The sequence below is a fragment of the Phenylobacterium sp. genome (assembly GCF_030681155.1).
In the GTDB taxonomy this organism is placed as follows: Bacteria; Pseudomonadota; Alphaproteobacteria; order Caulobacterales; family Caulobacteraceae; genus Phenylobacterium.
Genome location: NZ_JAUXXE010000057.1, coordinates 15,372 through 27,670, shown reverse-complemented (window position 1 = coordinate 27,670; position 12,299 = coordinate 15,372). Strand labels below are relative to the sequence as shown.

Annotated in this window: 14 protein-coding genes and 1 pseudogene; 5 read left to right on the top strand and 10 right to left on the bottom strand. The window is 66.0% G+C overall.

Annotated features, from left to right (window positions below):
- Nucleotide 1: 1 nt before the first annotated feature.
- Nucleotides 2-844 carry a tRNA glutamyl-Q(34) synthetase GluQRS gene (gene gluQRS, locus Q8M13_RS14915; protein WP_305300788.1) on the bottom strand — a complete coding sequence of 281 codons (843 nt, stop codon included), beginning with the start codon at nt 842-844 and terminating at the stop codon, nt 2-4.
- Between the two features lie 10 nt (nt 845-854).
- A complete protein-coding gene (locus Q8M13_RS14910) occupies nt 855-1,484 on the bottom strand; it encodes a TetR/AcrR family transcriptional regulator (RefSeq protein ID WP_305300787.1) in 630 nt (209 codons plus the stop codon).
- A 776-nt stretch (nt 1,485-2,260) separates the two neighbouring features.
- Between Q8M13_RS14910 and Q8M13_RS14905 the strand changes: the two genes are divergently transcribed.
- The gene (locus Q8M13_RS14905; protein ID WP_305300786.1) at nt 2,261-2,821 is read left to right on the top strand and encodes an HNH endonuclease; all 561 of its coding nucleotides are present in this window, start codon (nt 2,261-2,263) and stop codon (nt 2,819-2,821) included.
- 7 nt (nt 2,822-2,828) lie between these two features.
- Here the strand turns inward: Q8M13_RS14905 and Q8M13_RS14900 are convergent, their stop codons facing one another.
- The 7 genes and pseudogenes from Q8M13_RS14900 to Q8M13_RS14870 all read right to left on the bottom strand — a co-directional run bounded on the left by Q8M13_RS14900 (nt 2,829) and on the right by Q8M13_RS14870 (nt 8,962).
- Complete coding sequence (locus Q8M13_RS14900) at nt 2,829-3,638, bottom strand: hypothetical protein (RefSeq protein ID WP_305300785.1); 810 nt, start codon at nt 3,636-3,638, stop codon at nt 2,829-2,831.
- 11 nt (nt 3,639-3,649) lie between these two features.
- A pseudogene (locus tag Q8M13_RS14895) lies at nt 3,650-6,214 on the bottom strand (TonB-dependent receptor); the annotation flags it as partial.
- Nucleotides 6,215-6,355: 141 nt separating this feature from the next.
- Complete coding sequence (locus tag Q8M13_RS14890; protein WP_305300784.1) at nt 6,356-6,625, bottom strand: DUF1294 domain-containing protein; 270 nt, start codon at nt 6,623-6,625, stop codon at nt 6,356-6,358.
- A gap of 7 nt (nt 6,626-6,632) precedes the next feature.
- A complete protein-coding gene (locus Q8M13_RS14885; RefSeq protein ID WP_305300783.1) occupies nt 6,633-7,268 on the bottom strand; it encodes an N-acetyltransferase in 636 nt (211 codons plus the stop codon).
- Nucleotides 7,265-7,828, bottom strand: a complete 564-nt coding sequence (locus tag Q8M13_RS14880; RefSeq protein ID WP_305300782.1) for a demethoxyubiquinone hydroxylase family protein — start codon at nt 7,826-7,828, stop codon at nt 7,265-7,267. Before Q8M13_RS14880 ends, Q8M13_RS14885 begins: the two co-directional genes overlap by 4 nt.
- Nucleotides 7,825-8,340, bottom strand: coding sequence for a disulfide bond formation protein B (locus Q8M13_RS14875; RefSeq protein ID WP_305300781.1), 516 nt, complete (start codon nt 8,338-8,340; stop codon nt 7,825-7,827). The genes Q8M13_RS14880 and Q8M13_RS14875 overlap by 4 nt, the downstream gene beginning before the upstream one ends.
- A gap of 43 nt (nt 8,341-8,383) precedes the next feature.
- Complete coding sequence (locus tag Q8M13_RS14870; RefSeq protein ID WP_305300780.1) at nt 8,384-8,962, bottom strand: YqaA family protein; 579 nt, start codon at nt 8,960-8,962, stop codon at nt 8,384-8,386.
- A gap of 163 nt (nt 8,963-9,125) precedes the next feature.
- Here Q8M13_RS14870 and Q8M13_RS14865 point away from each other — a divergent pair, with 163 nt between their 5' ends.
- The 4 genes from Q8M13_RS14865 to Q8M13_RS14850 are packed head-to-tail and all read left to right on the top strand — an operon-like array spanning nt 9,126 to nt 11,907.
- Nucleotides 9,126-10,124: an isoaspartyl peptidase/L-asparaginase family protein gene (locus tag Q8M13_RS14865; protein ID WP_305300779.1), complete on the top strand. Its 999-nt coding sequence runs from the start codon at nt 9,126-9,128 to the stop codon at nt 10,122-10,124.
- An 8-nt stretch (nt 10,125-10,132) separates the two neighbouring features.
- Nucleotides 10,133-10,408: a hypothetical protein gene (locus Q8M13_RS14860; protein WP_305300778.1), complete on the top strand. Its 276-nt coding sequence runs from the start codon at nt 10,133-10,135 to the stop codon at nt 10,406-10,408.
- The gene (locus Q8M13_RS14855) at nt 10,409-11,416 is read left to right on the top strand and encodes a fumarylacetoacetate hydrolase family protein (RefSeq protein ID WP_305300777.1); all 1,008 of its coding nucleotides are present in this window, start codon (nt 10,409-10,411) and stop codon (nt 11,414-11,416) included.
- Nucleotides 11,417-11,427: 11 nt separating this feature from the next.
- Nucleotides 11,428-11,907, top strand: a complete 480-nt coding sequence (locus Q8M13_RS14850; RefSeq protein ID WP_305300882.1) for a MarR family winged helix-turn-helix transcriptional regulator — start codon at nt 11,428-11,430, stop codon at nt 11,905-11,907.
- Between the two features lie 14 nt (nt 11,908-11,921).
- Here the strand turns inward: Q8M13_RS14850 and Q8M13_RS14845 are convergent, their stop codons facing one another.
- On the bottom strand, nt 11,922-12,230 hold the full coding sequence (locus Q8M13_RS14845; RefSeq protein WP_305300776.1) for a hypothetical protein: 309 nt from the start codon (nt 12,228-12,230) through the stop codon (nt 11,922-11,924).
- Nucleotides 12,231-12,299: the final 69 nt, after the last annotated feature.

Below are 12,299 nucleotides of genomic sequence, written 5' to 3'. Positions count from 1 at the left end.
TTCAGTCAAAGCCCATCTCCCGCCGCAGGTCGCCCGGGGTCACGCCCCGCGCCCGCAGGTCTCTCAAAGTCTCGGCCTTGTCGCGCTTGGCGAACCGCTTGCCATCGGCGCCTGTAAGCAACCGGTGATGGCGATAGACGGGCGTCGGCAGGTTGAGCAAGGCCTGCAGCAGGCGTTGGACGTGGGTGGCCCCGAACAGGTCCTGGCCGCGGATCACATGGGTGACGCCTTGCAAGGCGTCATCGACCACGACGGCTAGATGATAGGCCATGCCGACATCCTTGCGCGCCAGCACGACGTCGCCGCCCAGGGTCGGGTCAGCGGTGATCAGGCCATGTTCGCCACTTGGGCCGTGACCTTCCTCGCGGAAATTAAGGGCGCGATCGCCAAGCGCGGCCTCCGCAGCGTCGAGCGACAGCCGCCAGGCGTAGGGCTCGCCGGCGGCCAGGCGCTCGGCTTCGTCATCGGCGGGCAGGGGGGCGCCACGCCAGGCGTCCATCGCCCCGTGCGGGGCGCGGCCGATATCCTCGGCGATCTCCTTGCGGGTGCGGAAGCAGCGATAGATCAGGCCGGACGCCGCCAACGCCGCGAGCGAGGCTTGATAGTCGTCCAGATGCTCCGATTGCCGCCGAACCGGCACGTCCCAGGCCAGGCCCAGCCAGGCCAAGTCCTCATGAATGGCGGCTTCGAACTCCGGCCGAGACCGGGTCGTGTCGATGTCCTCGATGCGCAGGATGAAGCGGCCGCCGGCGGCGCGAGCGGCTTCATGCGCGCTCAGGGCCGAGAATGCATGACCCCGGTGCAGGTAGCCGGTTGGCGAAGGGGCGAAGCGAGTGACGAACACCCGGAGACTTCTAGTCCGTGCGGGCGTGCCCGAAAATGCCCATATGTTCAAAGACGCCGCGCAGGAAGGCCTCCTCGCCGCCCATCGTGACCTTCAGGTGATCGAACTGCTTGAAGGCGACCATTTCGGCCAGGCCGTGCGCGGCGCACCAGGCCGCGGTGGTGGCGAGTTCCAGTTCGGTCTCGTCCAGCGGCGAGGCGCCGGCCTCGACCAGGGTGTCGCGGACCTGGCAATAGGCGCTGTCGTTGTCGGCGTGCAGGTGCTCGGGCAGGTTTTCCTTGTCGCGCGAGCAGTCGTACATCACGCGGTAGAGCGCCGGGTTGTCGCGGGCGAACTTCACATAGGCCACGCCGAGGGCGGTCAGCTTGTCGCGGACCGAGGTCTGCTTGGCGCGGGCGTCGGTCATCAGTTCGTTCAGAAGGTCCCAGCCCTCGTGGGCCACAGCGTCGAGCAGTTCGCCCTTGTCCTTGAAGTGGTGATAGGGAGCCGCCGGACTGACCCCGGCCTCGCGGGCGACCGCGCGCAACGACAGGGCCGTCGGGCCTTCGTTTTCCAGCAGCCGTCGAGCCGCATCGATCAACGCGCGGCGAAGATCGCCATGGTGATAGGGCCTGTTGTCGGCGGCTGCAGCTTCTCTCATGACGGCCACTCTAAATCTGAATCTGGACGCCGTAAAGATCATCTTGACGGCGTTTAGATCGGTGTTATCTTAACATCGTTCAAATAACAAACGCCCTCGCTCCCCCGAGGGTTTCAAACTGGAAGGTGTGTGTAATGTCTCTCGCTCGCTTAACCCGCTTCGAACGGCTTTTTGACCGGTTCGTCCCCGTCGCCCTGGTGGTGCTTAGCATCGGCCTGGCGGCCGCTACGGTGAGTGTCGGCGGCTAAGCCTCCGCCTCGGTAACGCTTGATTTCGAAAGGGGACCTCCATCGGGTCCCCTTTTTGTTGCGTGCAGCGGCCCATGCAATTTCGAATAGCTTACATCGTAAAATGTATCTGTACATCGTTTAGATGTGGGCATATCTAAGCATCGTCCAGATCGGACACAGCTTCGTCGAGGCGGGGCTTCAAACTAAACCGACAGGAACGAAACAATGTCTGCTCTCACCAATCTCGGCCGCTTCTTCGACACCAGCATCGCGGTGGTCTTCGTGCTCATCAGCTTGAGCCTGGCCGGCGCCACCGCCGTCGTCGGCGTCTAATGCCTGCAGCGTGCGTCCCGTCCGGGACTATTTTTCCCGGGCGGGGTGCTTGCGCTAGTCATGGAGCTGTCTCAAGTTCTGACCTATAATTCTCAGGTCACGGGAGTCTCCCACGCGGGCGATTCGCCGGATGCTCGGATCGCGAAAGGGGGCCTGTCTTCAGTCTCTACCCGCACCCCATAAGAGCAGCTCTGCTCTCCGGGAGGCCCGGCCATGCAGGTGCTTAGTCACCCGCCCTCCGGCTGGCCCTGCCTTGTGCTGAACGCGGACTTCCGTCCCCTCAGCTACTATCCGCTGTCCCTCTGGCCGTGGCAGGAGGTGATCAAGGCGGTGTTCCTTGATCGCGTCGATGTGGTCTCGACCTACGACCAGGAAGTCCACTCTCCGTCATTCGCCATGCGGCTTCCGAGCGTTGTTTCGCTGAAGCACTACGTGCCGCAAGATCGGCCGCCGGCCTTCACGCGCTTCAACCTGTTCCTGCGCGATTCCTTCTCCTGCCAGTACTGCACGGTAGGAGATGATCTGACCTTCGATCATGTCGTGCCGCGATCGCGCGGCGGCCGGACGACCTGGGAAAACATCGTCACGGCCTGCGCGCGGTGCAACCTGGCCAAGGGCGGGCGCACGCCGCACGAAGCGCACATGCACCCCTTCCACCAGCCGCGCCGCCCGACGGCCCATGAACTGCAGGATCGCGGCCGCAAGTTCCCGCCGCACCACCTGCACAAGAGCTGGCTCGACTACCTCTATTGGGACATCGAGCTGGAGGCCTAGGGCTCGCCTATTTCGCGGGCAGGACTCGCATGGCCAGGACTTCGCGGTTGGGGCGGCTGATGCCGTACAGCACGCCGGGCTGGCTTTCATCCCAGTCGATGGCTTGGCCCTCGACGGGCACGCCGATGGTCCCGACATGGTCGAGCACCGGTCCGCCCTTGGGCAGGGTCAGGATGTAGAGCTCGGGGTGGTCATGGCCGGTGATATAGAGCCGGCCGTCCGGCCCCCAGCCGCCGCCTGACGAGCTCATCGGCTTGAAGCGTTCCAGGATGGACGGCGGGAAGCTCCAGCTTTGGGTCTTGCGCCACTGGTCGTCGAACCGCACCAGGGCGGTGTGACGGTGATCGCGCGGCGCCTCGCCGCCCTTGCCGTCATAGTTGGCGAACGCCGCCCACCAAGCGCCATCCTTGCGGTCGATCCAGGTGATCGAGCCGGTCCCGAGGCCCAGAGCCACGGTGCGAAGGTGGGTCATGGTCGCCGGATCGAAGAACTCCACCGAACTGGTCTGTGGGACCGCTGGGAAGTTGGAGCTGGCGCAAACCAGCTCCTTGCCGATGACTGCGCAGGAATTGATGTGGGGGTAGCGGGCAGGGTCGCCCCTCCACTCGGCCACCTTCATCCCGGTTTTCTTGTCGTACTTGGCGATGGTGGAGTTGGCGACGGCGTAGACGTGGTCGCGATCCACGGCCACGCCTTGGCGCGCTTCGGGGGCCGAGTAGCGGCGCAGCACTTCGGCCGAACGCGAGGGGGCGGTCGCCTCCTGGGCGTAGGCGGCCGAGGCGACGAGCGCCCCGGCCAGCACCAGATACCTGATCATTGCTGTCGTCCTCAGAAGTTCAACGCTGCGCCGACCCAATAGGTGCGGCCGTAGTTGGCCCACTCTTGCAGGTAGCGGCGGCCGGGACCGGTGACTTCCTGGCGGCCAGTGTTCGAAAGGTTCTGGCCCTCCACGAAGACGGTCAGGTTGTCGTTGAAGCGCCAGGAGACGCTGGCGTCGAACAGGTGGCGGCCCTTCCAGTACTGGTCGGAGTTCGGGTTGGCGTCGTTGATCGTTTCGAGCTGCCCGCCGATGTAGTTGTGCGAGACCCGGGCCTCGAACGGACCGCGCTGGTAGTAGATCGACTCGTTCGTCGTAATCTCAGGCTGCTGGTACAGGCCGGTGACCCGCGGCCCGGCCGAGGTCAGGAACGTGAACTCGGTGTCCAGCCAGGTGATGTTGCCGTTGAAGCCGAAGCCGTCGAAGGGCTCGGGCAGGAAGGTGAAGGCCTGCTGCACGGCGAATTCCACGCCGCGGATCTTGGCCGACTCGGCGTTGCGCGGGGTGGAGACCAGGACGCTTTCCGGGCCGCGTCCGACGTCCAGCGTCTGGGTCGAGGACAGGGTGAAGATCTCGTTCTCGATCTCCTTGGAGAACACCGCCAGCGAGACCATGCCGTCGCGCGGATAGTATTCCACCGACAGGTCGAGGCCCCGGCTTTCGCGGGCCTTCAGGTTGGGGTTGCCGCGCGAAAGCGTCGCCTGGCTGCCATCGAAGCTGAGGTTCTCGGTGGCGGCGAGCGAGTCATAGTCCGGGCGGCCGATGGTGTTGGTCCAGGCCGCGCGAACGACTAGGTCCTGCATCGGCTTCCATTCCAGGTGCAGGCTGGGCATCCAGTTGCCGTAGGAACCTGAGTTGCTGACCGGGGTCAGCACGCCGCCGGCGCTGCGCACGGCGTCGGACTCGACCTCGGTGCGCTCATAGCGCAGGCCGCCAAGCAGGGTGAAATCGCCCCACGCGTAGCTCGCCTGGGCATAGGCGGCGTAGATGTCTTCCTTGACCTCATAGTCGCCGGTCGGGGCGGCGACGCTGGTGACGAACCGGCCCCGATTGGCGTTGAAGAAGGCCATGGCCTGGCTGGCGTCGATGCGCGGCGACAGCAGGTAGCGGCCGGCGATCAGTTCGCTAGGACCCGGCTTATCGACCTCGGCCAGGGTGTAGACGAAGCCCGATCCGGCCCGATAGTTGGTCTGGCTGGAGTTGAACTCGCGCTTGGTGCTGCGCAGCAGCCCGCCGAACTTGGCCTTCAGGTTGCGATCGTCCGCGCCTTGGTCGAAGGCGAGATCGAAACGCATTTGGCCGGTCTTTTCTGCCGCCTCGGTCAGCGAGTCGCGGTGCTGTTGCAGCACCAAATTGGCCGGGTTACGCGCCGCGGCGTCGTTTACCGACGTGAAGACCGGGAACAGCGGATTGGTGGTGTGGTAGTTGAAGGCGTAACTTCCGGCCTGGGCGTCGACCGTGCGGAACTCCACCGAGTGGTTTGGCACCTCAAGCGCGGCCTGCGAGTAGACGAGGTCGCCGGACGCGGTCCACTGCGGGGCGAAGTCCCAGGAAAATTCCGTCCGCGCCAAGCTGATCTCGCGCTTGGTGATCGGCTGGTTCAGTTGAACGACGCCGCGGCCACGGGCGAAGAAGCCGCTGGTCGGGGTCTGGTTCGCCACATTGCCCAGCGGCTCGACGCGGTACTCGATCCGCTCCTCGTCGTCCTCCATGCGCGCAAACAGGCCCGAGGCCTCCCAACGGAAGGTGTCGGTCGGGCGGTATTCGATTTTGGCGTTCACGCCGCTGCGCTGCTTGGTGTTGTTGTACCAGAACAGGCGGCTGTAGGTCGGAACCTGGATGCCGTTGCCGGTGGGGGCGCCGGAGGCCACGGGCGCGCCGGCGGCGGTGTATTCCCGCACCGACGGGCTCTGTGATTCCACCTGCGGGATGTCGTAGTCGAGCTGCTCGTGCGAGGCGCCGATCACCACGCCCCACTGGTCCTGGTCGCCGAAGGTCATGCCGGTGGCGAAGGCCAGGCGATAGGAGGGCTTGTCATTGCGCACCCCGCCGCTGCGCTCGTAGTCGCCATAGGACGCCATGCCGTTGAAGAAGGGCCGGCCCATATCGAATGCGCTGCGAGTGGTGACGTTGATGACGCCGCCGATGGCGTTGCCGTCGTGTTCGGGCGTGACCGTCTTGATCACTTCCAGCCGGCCGGCCATCACCGAGGGCACGATATCCATCGGAACGGTGCGGCCGCTTTCATCGACCGAGGCGACGAGGGCGCCGTCGATGGTCGTGCGGTTGTAGGTCGAGCGTAGACCGCGGATGACCGGGAAGCGCGGCTCGCCCTGATCTTCCATCACCGAGATCCCGGGAATGCGGCGCAGGGCGGCGGCGGTATTGTGGTCTGGCAGTTTGCCGATGTCGTCGGCGGACACGACGTCGGCGACGACGAAGGTCTCGCGCTTCACGGCGATGGCGGCGCGTTGAGCCTCGCGCGCGCCGGTGACGACGATCTCGTCGACAGCGCCGTCATCGGCGGCGAGCTCGTCGGCCATCGCATGGCCGGAGAGCGCAGTGGTGGCGAGCAGGAAGGCGGCGCAACCGCGCGCGCGATAACCGAAAGACATAGGCAAACCCCCGAGCAAACTGAGATCGGGGGAGTAGGAAGCCTGCGCGACGATGCGGTGACTGCGCGATGACGGGATTACGAAACACCCCGGTCGGCGGATCTAGTCCTGGCGGGCTATCAGCACGAGCGCCAGCAGCGCCTGGCTCGCGAAAATCGCCACGAGGATGTTGGCGAAGGGCTGCTTGCGGGTCTTGTGGCGGAAGGTCTGTTGGGCCAGCACCGAGCCGAGGCCGCCGCCGATGGCCGCCAGGCCGAGCAGGGTTTTCTCAGGAATACGCCGCGCGCCAGCCATGGCGCAGCGCTTGTCCCAGCCGAACGCCGCGAAGGCGGCGAGGTTGACGGCGGCGAAGTAGGCGAGGGCGAGCGCCACCTTGGGCTCAGCGCGCCTCGCGCCACATGGCCCACATCTGTGGGGAGTCGGGCTGGGGCCTCAGCACCTCCATCACCTCGAACCCATGCCGCCGATAGAGCGACAGGTTGGCGGGGCTGGAGGATTCCAGATAGGCGGGCAGGCCCTTTTCATCGACGCGCGCCAGGCCATGGGCCAGCAGACGCGATCCAACGCCCAGCCCCTGCGCCTGCGGCGTCACGCCGAGGAACCAGAGATAGGCGTGAGGCGGGCTCGTAGGGTGGTGCTTCTCCATCACCGCGCGCATCGACGACATCCGTGACAGACGCGAGAGGCCAGTGGCCTGGAGGATGTGGGGAAGCGTCCGCAGACTTTGCAGGAACGGCGTGGGCCCTAGGCTCTCAGATGGCAGCCAGACCGCGGCCGCGCCCCCGGTGGCCGGCCGGAACACTTCGCCGTCGGCCAAGGCGACAGCGACCAGCAGGTTGAACAGTTTCAGCCGCGCCGCGTCGTGCAGTGCATCGGCCCGCAGGAACCAGTTGAAGATCGGGTCGGTCGAGAAGGCGGCGGAAAGATCGCTCGCCACCGCCGCCGCGTCCGCTCGGCCGGCGACGACCGGGGCGTCCGCGCCCCTGCGCAGGGCGGTGATCTCTTCGTCGGTCACAGTTTTTCGCTGATCTTGATGGCCGCCTTGCAGCCGGCGCGGATCACCGCGGACAGGAGCGGATAGCCGGGCGCGTCGCGAGCGCCTTCCTCGACGGCGTGATCGCGGTGGGCCAGTTCCTCGTCGCGGAATTTGGAAAGCTCGGCGGCGAGCTCAGGATCGCGGCCCTCAAGCTCGGCGATCTGGCTGGCGTAGTGTTGCTCGATCACGTTCTCGACCGCCTCGGTGCAGGCATGCGCGGCTTTCTCGCCTAGCAGGGCGGTGCCGGCCCCCAGGGTGAAGGCCGCGGCGCGCCACAGCGGCGTCATGACCGTCGGACGTACCTGATGCTCGTTCAGAAGTTGGTCGAAGCGAGCCAGGTGGACCGCCTCGTGTCCTTCCATCTCTTCGAGTTGGCCGGCGATGCGCTCATGGCCCTTGGACGCGCCCAGCACCGCGCGTTGCCCGCGATAGATGTGGACGGCGCCGAGCTCTCCAGCGTGGTCGACACGCAGGATCTCAGCAAGGCGGGCGCTGACGGCTCCGACGCCGGGGCGGGACGGGATGGGTTTCTCGCTCACGACGCTCTCCGTTCATGGCGTACAGCCAGCAGGCTGAGGATGGTCAGCTTCAACGACACCAGCGCGTTCCAGCCGGCCATGGATAAGCCCAGGAAGACCCAGGCGGCCTTGTCGCAGGCCGGCGGCTTGATCTTGGCGCCTTGCAACAGGTCAGCCATCTGGCCTGCGTTCACTGATCCGGCGCCGCCAGAGCAGGCGGTGGGCCCGGGCCACCACTTCCATTCTGCGCCGGCATGATAGACCGCGACGCCGACACCCACGGCGAAGATCAGCGCCAGGGCGCCGTCAAAGGCCGCGCGCCAGCGTTCGCCGCCGCGCATGCGCACCACGAACATCCCAGCCAGCGCCACCCAGGCCGCGACCCAATAGACCTCCCGCGCACGCAGGCAGAGCGCGCAGGGGGCTAGGCCGCCAATGGTCTCGAACCCGTGGGCGATAGCCAGCATCAGCAGCGAAGAGATCAACGCCCAAAGACGCCAGCGTTGCAGGAACGGTCGGAGGAATGCGCTCATTGTGTCGGATAAGACCCCAAAAGCTTGGCCGGCCCAAGGGGCTTCAGGTGAGCATTTTCAACGCGACCACCAGGCCCACCAGGGCGACGATGCCCAGGGTGCCGTAGAGGGCGATACGCTTCTCGAATTCCTTCAGCATGGCGGGGCCGAAGTATTTCAGGATCGCCGCCACGGCGAAGAAGCGGAAGCCGCGGGTCAGGACCGAGGCCCAGATGAAGGTGATGAGCGAAAACTGCGCCAGGCCGGCGGTGATGGTCACCAGCTTATAGGGGATCGGCGTGGCGCCCTTGATCAGGATCACCCAGAGACCCCAGTCGGCGAACCACTTCTCGAAGGCCGCCTTGCCGTCCGCATGGCCGATGACGCTGAGCAGCCACATCCCGACCGGCTCGAGATAGAAGCCGATGGCGTAGCCGAGCAGGCCGCCAAGCACCGAGGCGGCCGTGCAGATGCCGGCATAGACGAAGGCCCGGTCCGGCCGCGCCAAGACCATCGGCGCCAGCATCACGTCGGGCGGGATCGGGAAGAAGGAGCTCTCGGCGAAAGAGACCGCCGCCAGGGCTTTCGAGGCGTGCCGTGAGCCGGCCAAGCCCATGACCCAGTCGTAGGTTTTGCGAAACATGGCGATCCGAGGAGAAGGTTGAGGTCTGTGCTAGCAGCGATGGCGGGGCTTGTCTCTCCCGCCAGCATTGCGCCTGCGTCAATCAGGCCAGGTGCTGGGGTTGCGCTGCGGCGCCGGGTGGAGAACAACGCCGCGCGAAGCCAACAGGTGCGACTGCTCCCCTATGACCACACAAGCCCAAGCCGCCCAGAAATGGGCCATCGTCGTCCATGGCGGCGCCGGAACGATCGATCGCGGTCAACTCCGTCCGGAGCAGGAAGCGGCCTATCGCGCGGCGCTCGCCAAGGTGGTCGAGGCCGGAGCGACCGTCCTGGACCAGGGCGGTTCGGCCTTGGATGCCGTCGAGACGGCCATCCACCTGCTGGAAGAAGACCCGCTGTTCAACTCGGCGCGTGGCGCGGTGTTCACCGCCGAGGGCCGCATCGAACTCGACGCCTCGATCATGGATGGGGCGAGCCTAGCCGCCGGCGCGGTCGCCGGGGTCACCCGCACCCGAAGTCCGCTGTCCTTGGCGCGGGCGGTGATGGAGAGGTCGCCCCACGTCATGATGGTGGGCGCGGGCGCCGATGCGTTCTCCGCGAGCCAGGGCCTGGAGCAGGTCGATCCAAGCTATTTCGCCACCCACCGCCGCTGGCGTAGCCTCGAGAACTATTTGAAGGCCCATGACCTGCCGGTTCCCGCAAAGCCGCCCGGCTTGGAGCGTCCCGATCCAGCGAACGGCTTGGCGCATGACGAGGGCAAGCACGGAACGGTCGGCGTCGTGGCGCTGGACCTCAATGGCGACGTGGCGGCCGGAACCTCGACGGGCGGCACGACGGGCAAGCAATGGGGCCGGGTGGGAGATTCTCCGATCATTGGGGCAGGCACCTATGCCTCGAATGCGGCCTGCGCGGTCTCGGCCACGGGCGCTGGCGAGTACTTCATTCGGTTGACCGTGGCCCGGGACATCGCGGCCCTGGTCGAACTGAAGGGCATGAGCCTGCAGGCGGCGGCGGACGAGGTGGTGCAGAACAAGCTCACCGCGCTGGGCGGCGACGGCGGGATCATCGCCGTGGCGCCGGATGGCCAGGTCGCCTGGAGCTTCAACACCTCGGGCATGTATCGCGCTCGCGCCGCCAAGGGAGAGGCGACGAGCATAGGCATCTACAAGGACGAGCCGTAAGATCGCCCATGGCCCACATTGATCGACAAGCCGACCTAACCGAAGCCGCCGAGGAGGAAATGGAGCGCGCCTGCGCTCTGGGCCGTCGGGACATGGCCGCCTGCACGCCCTGGGGCGACACCTATGAGGGCTATACGCCGGCCGGGCGCGATGTCTGCTTCGAGCGCAATTATTTGTGGGTTGGTGAACCGGGCGGAGACATCTGCGTCGAGGTCGTGGTCTATTTCGCTGAGGCTTATGAAAAAGGCGTGCGTCTGACACGCGTCATCCGCCGGGAGGAATGAATGAAGCTCGCATCGCTCAAGGGCGGCCGGGATGGCCGTCTCGTCGTGGTCTCAAATGACCTGGCCTGGTGTGCCGATGCGAGTTCCATAGCCCCGACATTACAGGCCGCGCTGGACAACTGGGACGACCTGGAGCCCCTGCTGCGCGGCCTGGCCGAAAGCCTTGAGCATGGCGCCGTGCCGCGTGAGCGCTTCCACGAGCACGACGCAGCCAGTCCATTGCCGCGCGCCTATCAGTGGGCCGACGGCTCGGCCTATGTGAACCACGTGGCCCTGGTGCGCAAAGCGCGCGCCGCCGACATGCCCGCCAGCTTCTGGACCGATCCGCTGATGTACCAGGGCGGTTCCGACGGCTTCCTCGGTCCGCGCGATCCGATCCCGCTCGCCGACGAAGCCTGGGGCTGTGACCTGGAGGCAGAGGTGGCGGTGGTGACGGGAGACGTGCCGATGGGCGCCAGCCGCGAGCAAGCCCTGGCCTCGATCCGCCTCGTGATGCTGTCCAACGACGTATCGCTGCGGAACCTGATCCCCGGAGAGATCGCCAAGAATTTCGGCTTCTTCCAGTCCAAGCCGGCCTCGTCCTTCTCGCCGGTGGCGGTGACGCCCGATGCGCTTGGCGAGGCGTGGAAGGACGGAAAACTGCACGGTCCCGTCGAGGTGGAATTGAACAGCCAGCCGCTTGGCCAGGCCGACGCCGGCGTCGATATGACCTTCGATTTCGGAACCCTGATCGCCCATGCCGCCAAGACCCGCGCCCTGTCGGCGGGATCGATCATCGGCTCCGGCACGGTGTCGAATCGAGGCGCGGACGGAGGTCCAGGAAAATCGGTCCAGGATGGCGGCGCGGGCTATTCTTGCCTGGCTGAGTTGCGGACTGTGGAAGCGCTCGCTCAAGGGGCGCCCAAAACGCCCTTCCTCAAGGCTGGCGACAAGGTTCGCATTGAGATGCGTGACGCGCGGAGGCACTCCATCTTTGGAGCCATCGAGCAGGAAGTCGCCCCCGCGTGAGCCAGTTGTCCATGCTGTCACAGACTGAGGCCGCGCAAGGCGGGCTGAAGCTGGACGATTATCTGCCCTATCGGCTTTCGGTGGCGTCGAACGCTGTGAGCGGTCTGATCGCGCGGGCCTATGAGGACCGCTTCGGCCTCTCGGTGCCGCAATGGCGGTTGATCTGCGTGCTCGCCGAGGATGGCGGCACGACGCAGCGCGGTATCGTCGAGCGAACGGGCATGGACAAGGTGACGGTCAGCCGAGCCGCCCGCGGCCTGTCCAATCGCCGCCTGATCGAACGGTCAGATCATCACGCAGATGGCCGCTCGCACGTGCTGGATCTCAGCCGGGAGGGCGCGCGACTGCATGCGGAGATCGCGCCCCTGGCCTTGGCCTATGAGGCGGCTTTAATCGCGGGGCTTGCACCGGCCGATGTGGCTCTGCTCAAACGGTTGTTGAACCGGCTGCAAGGCGCGGCCGATGCGCTGGGCGGCGGGGCCTTGGCGTAGGCGCTCGCGAGGCGCTAGTGCGCCGTCGCCAGCTTGAGGCCCCAGCGGTGCGAGCCTTCGCCGAACCGCAGATGGAAGCCGTAGGTCGCGCGGCGTGCTTCGTCTCGCCAGGTCTCTTCGAACGAGACGATCATCGCGTTTTCGAGATCCTCGGGGATGTTCTTGACGTCCACGCCGATGTCGCGGGCGACATTGGCGATGACGTCGCGGCGATGCGCTTCGCCGCCGAAGAACAGCAAGGTCTCGCGGATGCGTTCGACGAGGTGTTCGCTCGTCGGACGCGGGGCCGCCTTGCGGCGTGATTGCTTAAGAGCTCGGTCCATTCTAGTCCCCACCCAATGTTGAGACGCTATGACTCTCCAGTTTAGCGGGTGGTTAATGGGGATGCTTAA

Bases quoted from the DNA above. Each gene is read 5' to 3' on its own strand.
- Q8M13_RS14845 (WP_305300776.1), bottom strand. From the start codon at position 12,230: ATGGACCGAGCTCTTAAGCAATCACGCCGCAAGGCGGCCCCGCGTCCG.
- Q8M13_RS14850 (WP_305300882.1), top strand. From the start codon at position 11,428: ATGCTGTCACAGACTGAGGCCGCGCAAGGCGGGCTGAAGCTGGACGAT.
- Q8M13_RS14905 (WP_305300786.1), top strand. From the start codon at position 2,261: ATGCAGGTGCTTAGTCACCCGCCCTCCGGCTGGCCCTGCCTTGTGCTG.
- Q8M13_RS14870 (WP_305300780.1), bottom strand. From the start codon at position 8,962: ATGTTTCGCAAAACCTACGACTGGGTCATGGGCTTGGCCGGCTCACGG.
- Q8M13_RS14865 (WP_305300779.1), top strand. From the start codon at position 9,126: ATGACCACACAAGCCCAAGCCGCCCAGAAATGGGCCATCGTCGTCCAT.
- Q8M13_RS14860 (WP_305300778.1), top strand. From the start codon at position 10,133: ATGGCCCACATTGATCGACAAGCCGACCTAACCGAAGCCGCCGAGGAG.
- Q8M13_RS14900 (WP_305300785.1), bottom strand. From the start codon at position 3,638: ATGATCAGGTATCTGGTGCTGGCCGGGGCGCTCGTCGCCTCGGCCGCC.
- Q8M13_RS14910 (WP_305300787.1), bottom strand. From the start codon at position 1,484: ATGAGAGAAGCTGCAGCCGCCGACAACAGGCCCTATCACCATGGCGAT.
- Q8M13_RS14855 (WP_305300777.1), top strand. From the start codon at position 10,409: ATGAAGCTCGCATCGCTCAAGGGCGGCCGGGATGGCCGTCTCGTCGTG.
- Q8M13_RS14875 (WP_305300781.1), bottom strand. From the start codon at position 8,340: ATGAGCGCATTCCTCCGACCGTTCCTGCAACGCTGGCGTCTTTGGGCG.